At 60.3% G+C, this 15,318-nt stretch carries 14 protein-coding genes and 1 pseudogene; 1 reads left to right on the top strand and 14 read right to left on the bottom strand.

Annotated elements, in window-relative coordinates:
* Position 1: 1 nt before the first annotated feature.
* The 12 genes and pseudogenes from P3T21_RS32115 to P3T21_RS32060 all read right to left on the bottom strand — a co-directional run bounded on the left by P3T21_RS32115 (position 2) and on the right by P3T21_RS32060 (position 12,810).
* Positions 2–1,981 carry a hypothetical protein gene (locus P3T21_RS32115; RefSeq protein WP_429259974.1) on the bottom strand — a complete coding sequence of 660 codons (1,980 nt, stop codon included), beginning with the start codon at positions 1,979–1,981 and terminating at the stop codon, positions 2–4.
* Positions 1,978–2,700, bottom strand: a complete 723-nt coding sequence (locus P3T21_RS32110) for a hypothetical protein (protein ID WP_429259973.1) — start codon at positions 2,698–2,700, stop codon at positions 1,978–1,980. The genes P3T21_RS32115 and P3T21_RS32110 overlap by 4 nt, the downstream gene beginning before the upstream one ends.
* A 322-nt stretch (positions 2,701–3,022) precedes the next feature.
* A complete protein-coding gene (locus P3T21_RS32105) occupies positions 3,023–3,364 on the bottom strand; it encodes an L-rhamnose mutarotase (protein ID WP_429259972.1) in 342 nt (113 codons plus the stop codon).
* 219 nt (positions 3,365–3,583) lie between these two features.
* A pseudogene (locus P3T21_RS32100) lies at positions 3,584–4,426 on the bottom strand (ureidoglycolate lyase).
* Between the two features lie 42 nt (positions 4,427–4,468).
* The gene (locus tag P3T21_RS32095) at positions 4,469–5,212 is read right to left on the bottom strand and encodes an SDR family oxidoreductase (RefSeq protein WP_429259971.1); all 744 of its coding nucleotides are present in this window, start codon (positions 5,210–5,212) and stop codon (positions 4,469–4,471) included.
* Between the two features lie 114 nt (positions 5,213–5,326).
* Positions 5,327–6,160, bottom strand: a complete 834-nt coding sequence (locus P3T21_RS32090; RefSeq protein ID WP_429259970.1) for an amidohydrolase family protein — start codon at positions 6,158–6,160, stop codon at positions 5,327–5,329.
* Positions 6,157–7,281 (bottom strand): aldo/keto reductase, encoded by a 1,125-nt coding sequence (locus P3T21_RS32085; RefSeq protein ID WP_429260008.1) that lies wholly within the window; start codon positions 7,279–7,281, stop codon positions 6,157–6,159. The genes P3T21_RS32090 and P3T21_RS32085 overlap by 4 nt, the downstream gene beginning before the upstream one ends.
* Complete coding sequence (locus tag P3T21_RS32080) at positions 7,281–8,417, bottom strand: mandelate racemase/muconate lactonizing enzyme family protein (protein WP_429259969.1); 1,137 nt, start codon at positions 8,415–8,417, stop codon at positions 7,281–7,283. The genes P3T21_RS32085 and P3T21_RS32080 overlap by 1 nt, the downstream gene beginning before the upstream one ends.
* A 7-nt stretch (positions 8,418–8,424) precedes the next feature.
* Positions 8,425–9,306: a carbohydrate ABC transporter permease gene (locus P3T21_RS32075; protein WP_429259968.1), complete on the bottom strand. Its 882-nt coding sequence runs from the start codon at positions 9,304–9,306 to the stop codon at positions 8,425–8,427.
* Between the two features lie 4 nt (positions 9,307–9,310).
* Entirely contained in the window at positions 9,311–10,252 is a 942-nt protein-coding gene (locus tag P3T21_RS32070) for a carbohydrate ABC transporter permease (protein ID WP_429259967.1), read from the bottom strand.
* Between the two features lie 75 nt (positions 10,253–10,327).
* Entirely contained in the window at positions 10,328–11,647 is a 1,320-nt protein-coding gene (locus tag P3T21_RS32065; protein WP_429259966.1) for an ABC transporter substrate-binding protein, read from the bottom strand.
* Between the two features lie 98 nt (positions 11,648–11,745).
* Positions 11,746–12,810 (bottom strand): ABC transporter ATP-binding protein, encoded by a 1,065-nt coding sequence (locus P3T21_RS32060; RefSeq protein WP_429259965.1) that lies wholly within the window; start codon positions 12,808–12,810, stop codon positions 11,746–11,748.
* A 227-nt stretch (positions 12,811–13,037) separates the two neighbouring features.
* Between P3T21_RS32060 and P3T21_RS32055 the strand changes: the two genes are divergently transcribed.
* Positions 13,038–13,853 (top strand): IclR family transcriptional regulator, encoded by an 816-nt coding sequence (locus P3T21_RS32055; protein WP_429259964.1) that lies wholly within the window; start codon positions 13,038–13,040, stop codon positions 13,851–13,853.
* Positions 13,854–14,484: 631 nt separating this feature from the next.
* Here P3T21_RS32055 and P3T21_RS32050 read toward each other — a convergent pair.
* Together P3T21_RS32050 and P3T21_RS32045 are read right to left on the bottom strand one after the other, a co-directional pair.
* The gene (locus P3T21_RS32050; RefSeq protein WP_429259963.1) at positions 14,485–14,907 is read right to left on the bottom strand and encodes an SET domain-containing protein; all 423 of its coding nucleotides are present in this window, start codon (positions 14,905–14,907) and stop codon (positions 14,485–14,487) included.
* Positions 14,843–15,318: hypothetical protein (locus tag P3T21_RS32045; RefSeq protein WP_429259962.1), on the bottom strand; the 476-nt coding region annotated here is incomplete at its 5' end. The genes P3T21_RS32050 and P3T21_RS32045, both read right to left, overlap by 65 nt.

Raw genomic sequence — 15,318 nt, 5'->3', positions numbered from 1 at the left:
TTCACCGGAACGTGAAAATCTGCGTGAGCCACGGTGCGTCCGGCGCCTTTCGGGCGGGTGTTTCTGGCGCCGGCGCTTCGCTTTTCACGGCTGGGCCAGCGTGTGCGACATCGGGCGAAGGTAGTGCGTGCGACTTCGCCCGGTCTGTCAGCATGCGCGCCAGGTCATTGGCGTCGCGTGTATGGCTTCGCGCCTGTTCCTTCTTGTAGGCAAACCACGCGCCAACGGGATCGCTGCCTTCGCGCACCGACAGCTTTCGCTGATGGATCAGTGAGAAGATTTCCTGTCGCACGCGCAGCGAATGTGGCGTAAAGCACCAGGGACGCGCGGCAGTCAACACCCCCAGTTCTGACCCGTCCATATGGAACGCGTGGAGATGGCGGATGTCCTTGACGTTGAAATAGATGCGAAGCTGCTTGCCGATCAGCCCTGCGATGCCCGACAGCACCCGGTTGTCGTAACGCACGTGTTCGAAATTGATATGCGGGCGGTCGCCGCGGCTCACGTTGCCGCGGATCGTGACAACGCGGGCCTCCTGAAGCAGGCACAAGGCGCTGCGTCTGGCCACCGGCAACGTACGCAGCAGGCCGTCCTGTTTCTCGAGCAGGAAATGCATTGCCTCCAGCGGCGTACGCCCGCCCAGTCCCCCATGCGGCTCGCCAGTGTAGTTGGCGAGAACCACGTCGATCACATCTTCGAGCTCGTCGAGTGTCATCATCAGAGAGGTTTTCTCGCCGACGTCGTTGAGCACACGTTCGACTGCGCGCGGATCGCTGCCCGTGGTGGCCGGCAATCTGTGCGCGAAATGCGACGCGATCTGATCAAAAAAGCGCTCAATCAGCGCGCGTTCGTTTTTCTGGCCCAGTGGCCCATTGTCGGCTGTGCAGCCGACAACCTGGGTCAGGCGCTCAAGTGTCGCCTTCGCGAAATGGGCCTTCGCTGCGTCAAAGCGGAACGTGCCCCAGCACGCCCACGCGGTACCGGGAATCGCCTCGGACGGGAAGCCTCCGCCTGGTCTGACCGCTAGCGCCGGAATCTGCGAAGCGCGGACTGGGTGTGGCATCAGGCTCGCCTGCAAGGCCGCGGCAATGTCGTCCTTGTTGTACTCGTGGCCCAGCGCGAGCGCGTAGCCAATTACTGCACGCGTTGCGACATCGAGCACCAGCAGAATCCAGATCCTGTGCAGCACAAGCAATGTTTCGAAACCGAACGGATCGTCGATGCGCAGTGTCAGGCGCGCATCGATCTTGTGACCGTCGAATTCGACCGCTTCAAATGGACGGGTTGCGGGTTTGCGAAGGCCTTCAGGATCGTCATTCCAGCGATGAGTGATCTGCGTGGCGCCTGCTGCCCGAGCCGCGGCGTCGAAATTCCGGTTCGACAGCGCGCGGGCGTGACTGGCAAGCGATCGCTCGGCGAGGTATTTTTGGTTGAACGGATATTCGTGCGCCTGGATGCCCGCCTGCCGGCATCGCGCAAGAAAGCCTCCATGCAGTCGCCACAGGTGACGGTGAACTTCGGTGAGTTCTGCGTGCTTCCTGCTGCGCTCGGTGACCTTGCGTTCGATCCAGCGAGCGATGTCCGGATAGCGCTGCAGCAACTGGGTGAAGGCTCCGCTGGCGTTGCTCGAGACGCCCTCACGGGATGGCTTGACCGGCGAGCGGCGGTCGTACGACCGCGTGTGCTGATAAGGGATCAATGCGCGGCAGCCAAAGATTCGGCCGTCCTCGTGCTGCGTGATGCACCGCTCGAAGACGCGATAAAGGTCGTTGAAACCAACTCCCGTTTCCCGGCTGATTTCGCGCAAAGGTGTGTGGCCGTCCAGAAACAGCGTCATCGCCCGGATCCGGCGCTTCAGCACGTCGCGCCCCTCTTCAGAAAGCGCGCTGTCGTCTGCCGCTGGCCATTGACCGATATCGGTCAGATCGCGCGGAATGGAGCTTCGATCGAACCGCAATACGCCGAAGGCGATCTGCTTCATACCAGCTCCAGATGGGTATTCGGCCCCAGTGGCTCGAATGCAAGTGCCGGACATCCCACCTCGCCGCGCAGCACCAGTCTGAAGGCAGCCGAGCGAACGAGCATCGGATCGACCGTCGCGAATCGCCGTTCGAGTTCTGCCAGCGTAGTGCCGTCGCTACACGCGGTGATCACGTCCGATGTCAATTTCTCGACTGGGAGCGTGTGACTACCTGCCAGGTAACGAAGCATCATGATCCGGTTTTCGCGAAGCACCTGTGGGTCGTCGAGCTCCTGCGGATGAATCATCTGCAACTGCATCGAAGACGCCCGGCTCCACGACTGAAAAGCCGGGAACAGGGAATGTCCTTGCGCCACAGAAGTCCATTCCGCCGTTCTCAGCACGACACACAATTTCTCGTCGTGACGCGTGCGGACCCAGAAGTCGACAACCCGCGACGGCTTCGCGTCCGGGATGCACAGGGGCCGCTCGCAGTAAGTGACCACGTACGGGTCTGATTCGAGGCGAACCCAGAGATCGAGGGCGAGCCGACCGAACAGGGTTAGCCGGCGCCCGATCTTCGGACCGAAGTTTTTTTCATCATCTCCTCCAACCCTTTTTAAAAATGGAACTCCAGATGCTTCAATGTAGTTCGACGCCAGCGCGCCGAACCGAAACCGTTCCTGAGGTCTGAAGCGCGACCGTGCCCGGCAACGTCCCCGCCTAATGTGCGACAACACATCACTGCCTGTCTGCCTATAAAACCTTTTCGCGTTCTTAAAGGAAAACGGGCCTTTACATTCAGTTGCCGGTGCATGGTTATCGAATTTATTAACTTATATTTAACATGCCTATATATTATTATACTTAGGTATCCGATATAAATAAAACGCACATGAAGACACTATGCTCTCGATGATTCACCTGTTTCATAGGGCCCGCAGCCGCCACCTCATCTCATGCAGCGGAATCTGTCGTCGCGAACTGCGCTCAGCGACACCGCACCTGACTCCATCGCCCGCCGGTCCTCGACGCCTATGCGGGACGCCTTCGCACCACAAATCACGGTTGCCGTGACAAGTCGAAGATGAGCGCCGCTTCGACCCATTTCTCACCGGGTGGAGTCCATGGCGTTGGGGCCTGGAACTTCCACATCAGACTCTGCCATCTCGTCAGCACGGGATCGTTTGCTTCAGCATCCGCAACCCGCTGAGCGCTGAAGATTGCGTCATCTGTTTCCATCAGCATGCATAGCCGGGTGCCCAAACGAAAAATTTCCATACGAGTAATACCCTGAGTGCGCAGATGCTTCGCCACCTCCGGCCAGATCTCGCGGTGCATGGCTTCGTACTCGGCAATCAGATCCGGGGAATCCTTGAGGTCCAACATCAGGCAAGATCTCATCAGATTCTCCAAAGGCTGTGTGATTTGCCGCGCTTTCTGTGACGCGTAATACATTGATTCAAACCTGCTTTATCCAGGCGCGGCTGGAATAATGACCTGCAGCACCTCGATGGCCCCACGCCCGAACCTTGCACGCGATGCCTCCTTCTGCGGACCTTTCCCAACATTCAGCCGGATGCACTTGAATCCCGGTCACGGGAAGCTTTCTCCTCCGGACGGTCAAGCCTGATCGGTACGCTGCCGCTGCACCCCAAGCCCGTCGATTCCGAGGCAGATGTCCTGGCCCGCACGCAGATACACGGGCGGCCTTTGCCCAAGGCCAACTCAGGGAGGCGTTCCTGTCGAGATCACGTCGCCGGGTTGCAGGCTCATCACTTTCGACAGATACGACACCAGTTGCGCAACGCCAAACGCCATGGTCCGGGTGTTACCACTTTGATAGCGATGCCCGTCTACTTCGAGCCACAAGTCGAGTTGCTGGGGATCCGCCACTTCATCTTTCGTCACGAGCCACGGACCGATGGGTCCGAACGTGTCGAAGCCCTTGCCCTTGTCCCACTGCGTGCCGTGTTCGAGCTGCCATTCACGTTCGGACACGTCGTTGATGACGCAATAGCCAGCGACGTAATCCAGTGCATCGGCCTCATCGACGTACCTGGCCGTTTCTCCGATTACCACACCGAGCTCCACCTCCCAGTCGGTCTTCTTCGAATCGCGCGGGATTTCGACGTCCTCGTTCGGCCCGCAGATCGCGCTCGTCCATTTGCCGAAGACGACCGGCTCGCTGGGAACTGGCAGGTCCGATTCGGCGGCATGGTCAGCCTAGTTCAAGCCAATGCAGACGAATTTGCCGACGCGCCCCACGCAGGGGCCGATGCGTGGCTCGCCTGGCACCTCGGCGAGCGATGTCGGATCTAGTGCACGCAGCTTCGCCAGCCCCGGATCCGGGAGGACGTCGCCGGCAATGTCCTCTACGACGTTCGAAAGATCGCGAATCTTGCTGTGCGCGTCCAGCAGTCCCGGCTGTTCCTGTCCCTTCGGTCCGTAACGGAGGAGCTTCATGTTGTCTTATCCCTGTTGCTGAAACGGCACTGAATGGCGCGGTTAATTCGACCAGCCGCCATCAATCAAGTGGATCTGGCCGGTCGTAAACGACGACTCATCGGATGCGATATACAAAGCGAGCGCCGCGATCTCCTCGGGCTTGCCCACACGTCCCATTGGCTGACGCGCAACGAACGCCGCACTCACCTGCTCGACACTCTGGCCCTGCTCCTTTGCCTGTTCAGCGATGCGCTGCTGCAGCGACGGCGAATCGACCGTGCCTGGGCAGATCGCGTTGCACCGGATCCCGCGCGTGACAAAATCGGCGGCGACTGCCTTCGTCAGACCGATCACAGCAGCCTTCGAAGCACCATAGACAAAGCGGTTCGGCACGCCTTTCACGCTCGACGCAGCCGACGACATGTTGATGATCGAACCTCTGCCTTTCTCCAGCATCGCGGGTAGAAACGCGCGAATGGTCCGGTACATCGCCTTCGCGTTAAGGTCAAATGCCAGGTCCCAATCCGCTTCAGTCGTCTCCAGGATGGACCCGGCGTGCACAAAGCCAGCGCAGTTAAACAGAGCATCGAGTGCGCCAAGCTCTTGCGCCAGCATATTGACTGCCGCGCTGTCACGAACGTCGAGCTTGCGTACATCGAATGGCTTGCCGGCCAGCAATTCAATGCGAATATCAGTCGCGACTACGTGCGCGCCTTCAGCAGCGAAGCGTTCGGCGGTCGCGAGGCCGATGCCTTGGGCTGCCGCAGTAACCAGTACTTTTTTTCCTGCCAGTCTCTGCGTCATTTGCTGGGATTCCATTTTAAATTGCGATTGGGGCATGCCGGGCAACCTGGCACTCGGTCCAGCGGCTCGCCTTCGGCGGCATTACAGCGTCCCTTTGCGGTGATTTCACAAACTTCACACGACGCGATAGAACGCTCTGGCGTTCGCGCCGAATATCGCGTCGCGCGCCGCGTCGGACAGCGACGCAAGCAAGGTGTTCGTCACTGAATGCCATAACAGGTAATCGCCGTTCATGTTGAGCACAGGCCAGTCACTGCCCCACATCAGGCGCGCCGGACCGAAGACATTCAGAATATGATCGACATACGGCTGTAGGGTCGCTTCAGTCCAGCCGGGTGCGGCTTCGCTTGCAAGACCCGACAGTTTGCAATGAATGTTCGGCAGGCGCGCGAGGCGCGCAATGCCGTCGGCCCACCTTCGCCAGCCCACATGGCCATCGCGGACCGGCGGCTTCGCGCCATGATCGACGACGATGCGCAACTGCGGAAAGCGCGCCGCAAATGTCTCAAGCGCATCGACGTGGCGCGCGAAAATCAGTGCGTCGAAGGCAAGGTCATGGGCGAGCAGCGCTTCTACGGCGCGCTCTAGCGCAGGATTGGCGATCCAGTTGTCATCCGGCAGGTCCTGCAGCATCGGGCGCACGCCCTTGAACTTTGGGTCACGAGCAAGTTCGGCAATGAACGCGGGCGCTTCGGGCGCGAGCATCGGCACCCAGCCGACGACACCGCCAATCGACGGCTCATGCGCCGCAAGCGCCAGCAGGTAACGGGTCTCGGCAAGTGACGGCGCGGCCTGCACAACGATCGTACGCTCGACGCCTGCCGCAGATATCAGGGGCGCGAGATCCGCCGGAAGGAAGTCACGATACAGTTCGCCCAGCCCGGGGGTGAGCCACCCGTAATCACCGCGCCCCGGCTGCCAGAAATGTTGATGGGCATCGATCTTCATGAACGCTCCCCTGCGAGCGCGCGAAGATGTGTCGCTGCCACGAAATCGCGCGGCACGGGCGAGCGTTGATCGATCAAGCCGAGCGATTTCAGCTCGTCCCAGAACGCGAGTGGAATCGGCAACGCGAAACCACGTGCGTTATCGAGCATTTCTTCTGGCGAACGCGCGCCTGTCACGATGCATTTCACTGCCGGATGCGCATACGGAAACTGCAGCGCGGCAGCGCTCAATGGCACGCCGAACGTATCGCACACCGCAACCAGGCGCTCGACCCGCGCCACAATATCCGGCGGCGCACTCGCGTAGTTGAACACGGGTTGCGTGCCATCCGGACCGTTTGCGGGGGAGCCACGTCCGCGCGCGAGAATGCCCGAATTGAAAGCACCGCCGATCAGCACGCCGACGCCGCGCGCGTCGCAGGTCGGCAGCAGGTCAGCAAGAACAGTCTGTTCGAGTAGCGTGTAGCGTCCTGCGAGCAGCGCGCAGTCGAGATCGAACTCGCGCAACGCGTCGACGATCGCCGCACTCTCGTTCACGCCCAGTCCCACCGCGCCAACGACGCCCGCCGATCGCAGTTCGTCCAGCGCCTTGAATCCACTGTCCGAAAGCTGTCGCCAGTAATGCGCCGCCCGTTCGGGATCGCTGCCATGCATATAGCTGCCGATGTCGTGCACGAGCAGCACATCAATACGCGCCATCCCGAGCCGTTGCAGACTGTCTTCGAACGAGCGGAGTATTGCGTCGCGCGTGTAGTCGAAGCGGGCCTTGAATGGAAACGGATTCACCCAGCCGTCCGGCGAGACGGATCCACCACCCGCGTCGGCGGGTGTCAGCGTCCGCCCTGCTTTGGTCGATAGCACGAATTCGTCGCGGTTGCGGCTCGCGAGCGCGGCGCCCAGCCGGTGTTCGCCCTTCGTATAGCCGTAGAACGGGGCCGTATCGAAGTAACGCACACCGGCGTCCCAGGCCGCATCGACAGTGGCGAGCGCCTGTGCATGGGGTACGTCGCGATACATGCCGGCGATGCCCGCCGATCCGAAGCCGAGCGCGCTGAACTGCAACGGAGCGGGCCGCTCGCGCACATCCGGCACTGAATCTCTTCCAGGCTGCGCGCGGTCCATCATGCGCCTCGCACCGCGACGCGCGCGGCGCGCGTACCGACCGTCACGTTCACGTGCTGGTTCGCGCGAATCGCCTGCCAGTCCCAGTCGATGCCAAGACCCGGCTCGCCTGGCGCGACCGCGTACCCTTGCTCGATCCTCACACGCGAACCCGTGAGCGTATCGAGTTGTGGAATGTATTCGACCCACGCGGAGTTCGGCACCGCGGCACACAGACTCACATGCAATTCCATGAGAAAGTGCGGGCAGATTGCTATGTTCATCGCCTCGGCGAGATGAGCAATCTTCAGCCAAGGCGTGATACCGCCGACACGCGCCACGTCTGCCTGCACGATTGAGCAGGCGTCCGCCTTCATGTATTCGGCGAATTGCGCGGGGTGATACATTGACTCGCCAACCGCGACCGGCACCGTCGTGGAAGCGCTCAGTTGCCGATGGCCAGCGATGTTTTCGGCGGGCATCGGTTCCTCCAGCCACGCTAGGTGCAGTGGCTCAAACGCGTGGGCTCGCCGCAGCGCCTCCCCGAGCGTGAACCCCTGGTTTGCATCGACCATCAGCTCGAAGTCGTCACCCACCGCTTCGCGCACCGCCGCAAGGCGCGCGACGTCCTCCGACAGGTGCGGGCGCCCGACTTTCACCTTCGCGCCGTAGAAGCCCTCATCCTGCGCGTTCAGAGTCTGTTCAACGAGTTCGCTTGCCGAGAGGTGCAGCCAGCCACCCTCGGTCGTGTAAGTCCGCACGCGTGGCTTCGCACCGCCCGCCGCAACCCACAACGGCAGTCCGGCCACACGCGTATTGCGATCCCACAGCGCGGTGTCGATCGCGGCCAGTGCGAGACTCGTGATCGCACCGACCGCAGTCGCGTGCGTGTGATAGAACAGATGCTGCCAGATCGCTTCATATTCTGCGGGATTGCGGCCGATCAGTTGCGGCGCAAGATGATCCTGCAGCAACGCGACGATCGACGAGCCGCCCGTACCGATCGTGTACGTGTAGCCTGTGCCGGTGCTGCCATCACTACAACGAATTGTGAGCAGCACCGTTTCCTGAGCGACGAACGACTGGATGGCATCCGTGCGCCGCACCTTCGGCTGAAGGTCGACTTGCTGGATTTCGACGGATTCGATGAGAGTCATTTTTGTTCTATCCTTTCACGCCGCCAAGCGTGAGACCTGCGATCAGGTGTTTCTGAACGATGAACGTCAGGATGATGGCCGGAATGATGATGATCACAGCCATCGCGCACATGCCGGCCCAGTCCACCGTGAACTGCGCGGTAAAGTCCATCAAGCCGACGGGTAGGGTTTTGGTATCAGGGCTGCGGCACAGTTGCGACGCCAGCGCGAACTCGTTCCAGCTGGTCAGAAATGCGAAGATCGCAGCCGACGCGACGCCCGAGCGGGCGAGCGGCAGCTCGATATGCCAGAATGCCTGCCAGCGGCTGCAGCCGTCGATCTGAGCAGCCTCGGCGAGTTCTGCGGGCACTTCGCGAAAGAACCCGTCGATCAGCCACACAGTGAACGGCACGTTCATCGCGAGATAGACAATAACCACGCCGATGCGCGTGTCGAGCAGACCCGTCCACGCCCACAGCATAAAGATCGGCAGCGAGAGTGCGATGCCTGGAATCGCACGCGTGAGCATCAGCACCACGAACAACAGCTTCTTGTGGCGGAACTCGAAACGCGCAAACGCATAGCCGCCGAGCACCCCGACCACGATCGCAGCGACCGTGCTCGCGACTGAAATAACGACCGAATTCACGAAATACTGACGAATCGGCAACGACGCCATCCCGCCAAAGCCGAACACGTTGCGGAAGTTGTCGAGCGTATAACTGCCGGCATTAACCAGCGGCTGGTTCGACAGGATCGCGACATTCGAGCGGAAGGCGTTGAGCATGACCCAAAGGCCGGGCAGACAGATGACCGCCATCACGAGGAAGACTGCGAACCACAGGGCACCCCGTTTCACCGGCGCTCGAAACGAATCGAATGCGGAAGCGTTATTGAAAGTCGTACTCATGATGTCAGCTCGGTCCCATGTGTTTGCGTGCCGCGTTGAGCTTGCGGAAAAAGTACAGTGTGAATAGCACCGACACGAGCACGGACACGTAGCCGATGGCATTGGCGTAACCCATGCGCGAATCGTCGTAGGCGATGCGGCCTACCATCGTCCAGAGCAATTCCGTACGTCCGCCGGGACCGCCGTTGGTCATGATGCGGACGATGTCATAAGCCCGGCCGACATCCAGCGAACGGATCGTCATCGCGATATAGATGAACGGCATCAGGTAAGGCAGTGTCACGTAGCGGAAGGTTTGCCACGGCGTGCAGCCGTCGACTTTGGACGCTTCGACCGGATCCTTCGGCAGCGCCATCAGGCCAGCGAGCAGAATCACCGCGAACACCGGCGTCGAATTCCACACTTCCGCCACGATCAGTGACGCGAGCGCCGATTCCGCGTTGACCAGGAACGGGATCGTGCTCTTCAGGCCGAACACTGTCTGCAGTACATGGTTGATGACGCCCGTGCTGTCATTGAGCAGAAACTTGAACTGAAAGCCGACCAGCACGGGTGAAAACATCATCGGGAACATCATGATGGTGCGCAAAGTGCGCTGGCCTTTCACAATCTGGTTGAGCAGCAGCGCGATCCCGAGGCCCAGCAACAGTTCCAGATTCAACGCAATCGTCAGGAATAGCACGGTACGGCCGAACGCGGCCCAGAAGTCCCCGTTCGCAAACGCGCGCAGATAGTTTCGCAGGCCGACGACATTCCAGATCGTGTCCGGATCGATAAGCCGGTACGCGGTGAAACTCGTGTATAGCGAGAAAAGCAGCGGTAGCACAACGACGATCGCCACCGAGAAAAACGCTGGCAGCAGCAGCCTTAACGGCACGGCCAGGCTCTCATGCAGGGCCGGCCCGGAGGATCGTGCCGCCGGCGAATAGCGGATATTGAATCGCATATTGGAGCGCATATTGAAGCAGGGGAATGCGGATCGACAGCATGACGCGGAGCGCAGCCCGCGCCATGGGTGTCACTAGTTGGATGCGTCCTGCATGATGTCGGAGACTTTTTTCGCCGCATCGTCGAGCGCCTGCTGGGATGATTTGTCGCCGATCAGCGCCTTCTGCAGTTCCGGCCACAGCGCATTGGAAATTTCGTCCCATTGCTGGATCCGGGGCGGCGTAAAGGCATCCTGCTGAGCTGCCGTGCTGAACGTCGAGATCGCATGCGCCATATACGTATCCTGTTTCGCCTCGAACTCCTTCATGATCGCCTGCTGCGCATCGACCCGCGACGGGATCGTTCCGAGCCGTGCCTCCACCATCTGCGATTCGAGGCTGGTCACGAACTGGATGAAGCTCGCAGCGACTTCCGGTCGGTCACAGGTCTTCGTGATCGAGAAGCTATGCGAACCTGACCAGCCCGGCCGCTTGTTGGCAATGCCGAGCGGTGCCGGCACCACGCCGACCTTGCCGGCCATTTGGGAAGTCTTCGGATCGTTGTAGAACGAAGCGAAGCCTGGCCAGTCGAGATCCAGCGCCACTTTGCCTGCAGCGAAGTTGTTGCCGAGATCGTCCCAGACGTAGCTTGGCACCCCTTTGGGTACGGCGCCCGCCTTGTATAGATCCACGAACCAGTTCAGCGTCTTGACGCCAATCGGCGAGTTGAACGCCGGACGGTTTTTCCCATCCAGCAACTGACCGCCATTGGCGATCAACAGCGAATAGAACGTGCCGGTGATCGCTTCGTCCTTGCCGGGGAACTGCGTGCCGTAAAAGTTCGGCGCCTTGGTGAAGAACTTCGCCTGCTGGGCAAATTCAACGTAGTTCTTCGGTGGCGCAAGCGGTTCGCCGAACTGCTTGTGATAGGCGCTCTGGTTGGCCGGATCGTTGTAGGCCGCCTTGTTGTAGTAGAGCGCCTCAATATCCACCGAGCGCGGAATCTGCACCAGATGTCCATTGATCTCGGACTGCTTGAGCAGGTTCGGCGAGAACGCCGCCAGATAACTGGCCGGGAACAAGCCCTTCAGATCACGGAAAATTGGGTACTGTGCCGAAAAATTCGTGTGATTGGACGACACGCAATAGTCGATGTGACCGGACGCGATGTCCTGCTTCAGTTCACGATCGAGTTCGAAATGGCTCTTGCGCGATACGATCTCGACTTTCGCACCAGTCTGTTTTTCCCACAGCGGAATCCGTGTATAGAGCGCTTCGTACTGCACACCGCCGATCAGCTTGACCCGCAACGTGTAGCCCTTGTACTCGCCGTCGGCATGCGCGACACTCGACACGACGATACCCGCAAGCGCGAATACCGAAGCTGCAAGCCTGAACATGGTTTTATAACGCATCATTGTCTCCTCTTGTATGGCTTCCGCCGTGGGCCGCGCGGCTTGCCGGCGGCAACTGTGTCATGCGAGCCCCGCGACGGATTGGCTCGCAATCCCGTTCAGCGTAACCGTCGCCCGCTGGCGAGGTCGAACACGAGCACCTTCGAGGGTTCCGCTCGCAGCAAGATGGTCGTGCCTGCACGCACATCGGTGCGACCGTTCATCATCACGCAACAGGGCTGGCCGGCGACCATGCCGAAAAGTTCGGTCGCCGCACCGGTCGGCTCGACCACCTCGAGCGCAAACGGCATGCCGTCTGCGCCTGCAAGACTCAGATGCTCGGGACGAATACCGTACGTCACCTCCTGGCCGTGCGTAGCGTTGACGGGCGGCACCGGCAACGCGAGCTCGCCGATCCGCACGTGTGCGCCGTGTCCATGCTGCTCGTAAATGCCTTTGAAGAAGTTCATCGCAGGCGAGCCGATGAAGCCGGCCACGAAGAGATTGTCGGGGTCGTCATATAAAGCGAGCGGTGTACCGATCTGCTCGATCACACCGCCGTTCAGCACGACGATGCGGTCCGCCATCGTCATCGCCTCGATCTGGTCGTGCGTCACATAGACTGTCGTGGCACGCAGGCGCTGGTGGAGCGCCTTGATCTCTGCGCGCATCTGTACACGGAGCCTCGCATCGAGATTCGAGAGCGGCTCGTCGAACAGGAACACCTTCGGATCACGCACGATCGCGCGGCCCATCGCCACGCGCTGCCGCTGACCGCCCGACAGATGGCGCGGATGACGGTCGAGCAGATCCTGCAGGCCCAGCATCTGTGCCGCCTTTTGCGCCCGCGACGCAATCTCCTGTGCATCGCGATTGCGCAGCTTGAGCGCGAACGTCAGGTTCTCGAGCACCGTCATGTGCGGATAGAGCGCATAGTTCTGGAAAACCATCGCGATATCGCGATCACGCGGCGGCCGCGCATTGACGATCTCGCCGTCTATGACGATGCGCCCGTGGCTGACGCTTTCGAGGCCCGCCAATGCACGCAGCAGCGTGGATTTCCCGCACCCGCTCGGCCCGACCAGCACGAGAAACTCCCCGTCCGGAACCTGCAGGTCGATCTGCTTCAACACCTGCTGCTCGCCAAACGATTTTTTGACCTGCTCGAATGCAACCGCTGCCATTCGCCCTCCTTCCCGGGTTGTTCAACGACCGGCCGTTCAACGTACCTGAACACTCCTGCCGCGCCATGTAGACAATGGTACATATGAAATAGCATTTCATGGATAAAATTTTATAGGTGTTTTCCCGTTCGTCAAACGGGCTGCTGTCGGCCTACGCAGCCTTGAATCGCCCTACAATTTGTCTGGTTACCATGTCCGTCATTTCATCTACGATTTCTGGAGAAAACTTGAACGCCAACGCAACGCGCTATTCGGCACCGGCACTGGAAAAAGGCCTGGACATCATCGAATTGCTGGCCGACCACGCGGAAGGTTTGTCTCTCGCCGAACTCGCAAAAGAACTCGGCCGCACCACCGCCGAAATTTTCCGGATGGTCGTGACGCTGGAATCACGCGGCTACCTGCACACGATCGGCGACCGGTATGTACTCTCGCTGCTGCTCTTCCAGTTAGCGCACCGGCATCAGCCAGTGCGCTCGCTAGTGTCGACCGCGTTGCCGCTGATGACGCTGCTCGCCAAGCAGGCTGGACAGTCGTTTCACCTCTGCGTATATCAGAAGGGACGCGTACTGATCGTCGCTGGCGTCGAAAGTCCGGAGCGCTGGGGTTTTGCGTTGAAGGTCGGCACGTTGATCGGACTCACTGATACCGCGTCGGGGCAGGTGTTGCTCGCCTTCCAGGAGGAACCGCAACGCGTCGAGATGCTCGAACTGCATGTTCCGGTGGACGGCGAGCGGGCCGTGGACCCGCAACAGCTTGCAACGGACCTCGCGCAGATCCGCAAACACGGCAACGCGCGCATGTCCAGCCGCCAGGTCAAGGGGGTAAAGAATCTGGCCTACCCTGTGTTCGGCTGGGATGGTCACGCCATTGCGGCACTGACTACCCCATATATCGAGCGAATCGACGATGCCACCGTACCGTCTATGGCAGAAGTCGGCGACATGATGAAGCGCGCAGCGGGAACACTCACTTCATTGATGGGCTTCAACGTTTATTGGGATGCGGCTTCGCAGCCCACACAGCAACCCGGTCGCCGATGAAACTGAAAATAACCGGCCAGAACATGGTAGACGGACAGAGGAATTCCGGTCAGCATCGTTTTGACATCGCGCGCGGCCTGCACAAATAGAGGCGTGAGCGCGCGATCCTGCCACACTACTCAGCCCCGAGCATTCGAGGTCTACGCGTCTCCCCGTTCACCAGCACTCATGAAAACAGTGGCAAAGATTCGACGGCGCTTCGGCGCCGATGCCGCGGAGGTGTAGATCGACTGGTCCTTGCAGCAGCTTTCTCGCCGGCCGTGCCAAGCCGCCAGTTCAGATCCGACAGGGCCCTGCCGACCGATGTGCCAGCGGGCATCCCCGTCAATGCCAGTTCAAGCCGATCTAGCAACTCGGGCAAACTCAGTTCCCCTGCTCCTTTTCGTGCGAACTTCCGCTTCTGCATAAGACTGTCCCCCTGATTCTGCCGACGCGCGCTGGCCGCCGACGTCATTACAAGTCTTCAAGATCCAGCGACATCTGTTTCTTCGTGTTTGCGACAACGTGGTTTTTAGCACATCAATATGAAAGACCGCAGCCCCGCCAATCCTAGCAAGGCGATCATCCGGCTGCTTCGGAAGGGAAGCCCTTTCCGGGCCAGCTACGCTATCCCGCACCAGCCGTGCCATGTTCACGCAGCGTCAGCCAGCATCGACTGACGGCAGTTTGCAGCGGCGCACCGGCACGCGTACTGCAGCCGGGCTTCTTCATCCGATGGATCGTCGAGGGCCAGCAGATATTCAATGAACAATTCTTCGCCCGGCTCGATGGGCCGCAGCGTGTGAATGAAGATGCGGTCATCGTCTTCGATGGTCTCGCAGTTGGGCGCGCATGCGTGATTAAGCCAGCTGTTGAAGTTCGTTAATTCCGCTAGCCATGTCCACAGATGCGCTAATGGATGTCCACGATTTCCGCTAGCGCGTCTGTCGAAGCTCGACGCGCGCTCACTGTCCGGCACGGACGATGAAGCGGAGTGCGAGAGTGCAGTTTCAGAAGGATACTCGCCCGGGATGCCTGTAAACGTGCGGCGTCGCGCGCAGGATGATCCCGCCATCCGGTAGGCTGGTGATGCTGAAGTCGAACTGCGCTGTCGGGATCTTTTTGGGGTCCAGCGGGTCAATGGGCTGCGGCATCATCCGCTCTCCTGTCGGTGAAGGCCACGGGCTCCATAGGGGCTTCTCCGTGGTTAGCGTCTCGATCGGGACGGTCTTTCGCTGCCATAGCCACCAATATTGCTCAAACATGGCTATTTGTATCAGCGCCTTCGAAGCGTCCACGTCGACCGCAGTCATCTTGCCGTCATAGACGGGCTCGGGGGTTTTCGGGGGTGTCGCAAGGATTGTCTCAAGACGCTCGACCGCGGCGTCGTACCCGCATTCAACCGGTCGTCGCAACAGTGCCTTATGCGCGTGATGATAGATGCTCGCGGAGCCTTTCGGCAGGAGTTTTCCAGCCGAGAGCTTTG

This window comes from Paraburkholderia sp. GAS334, assembly GCF_050436625.1.
GTDB lineage: Bacteria > Pseudomonadota > Gammaproteobacteria > Burkholderiales > Burkholderiaceae > Paraburkholderia.
The sequence above is the reverse complement of the archived record's forward strand: the minus strand, read 5'-3'. Positions and strand labels throughout refer to the sequence as shown.

Coding starts and splice junctions, on each gene's coding strand:
- P3T21_RS32115 (WP_429259974.1), bottom strand. CDS start 1,981: ATGAAGCAGATCGCCTTCGGCGTATTGCGGTTCGATCGAAGCTCCATT.
- P3T21_RS32105 (WP_429259972.1), bottom strand. CDS start 3,364: ATGAGATCTTGCCTGATGTTGGACCTCAAGGATTCCCCGGATCTGATT.
- P3T21_RS32095 (WP_429259971.1), bottom strand. CDS start 5,212: ATGACGCAGAGACTGGCAGGAAAAAAAGTACTGGTTACTGCGGCAGCC.
- P3T21_RS32090 (WP_429259970.1), bottom strand. CDS start 6,160: ATGAAGATCGATGCCCATCAACATTTCTGGCAGCCGGGGCGCGGTGAT.
- P3T21_RS32085 (WP_429260008.1), bottom strand. CDS start 7,281: ATGGACCGCGCGCAGCCTGGAAGAGATTCAGTGCCGGATGTGCGCGAG.
- P3T21_RS32080 (WP_429259969.1), bottom strand. CDS start 8,417: ATGACTCTCATCGAATCCGTCGAAATCCAGCAAGTCGACCTTCAGCCG.
- P3T21_RS32075 (WP_429259968.1), bottom strand. CDS start 9,306: ATGAGTACGACTTTCAATAACGCTTCCGCATTCGATTCGTTTCGAGCG.
- P3T21_RS32070 (WP_429259967.1), bottom strand. CDS start 10,252: ATGCGATTCAATATCCGCTATTCGCCGGCGGCACGATCCTCCGGGCCG.
- P3T21_RS32065 (WP_429259966.1), bottom strand. CDS start 11,647: ATGCGTTATAAAACCATGTTCAGGCTTGCAGCTTCGGTATTCGCGCTT.
- P3T21_RS32060 (WP_429259965.1), bottom strand. CDS start 12,810: ATGGCAGCGGTTGCATTCGAGCAGGTCAAAAAATCGTTTGGCGAGCAG.
- P3T21_RS32050 (WP_429259963.1), bottom strand. CDS start 14,907: ATGGCGGGATCATCCTGCGCGCGACGCCGCACGTTTACAGGCATCCCG.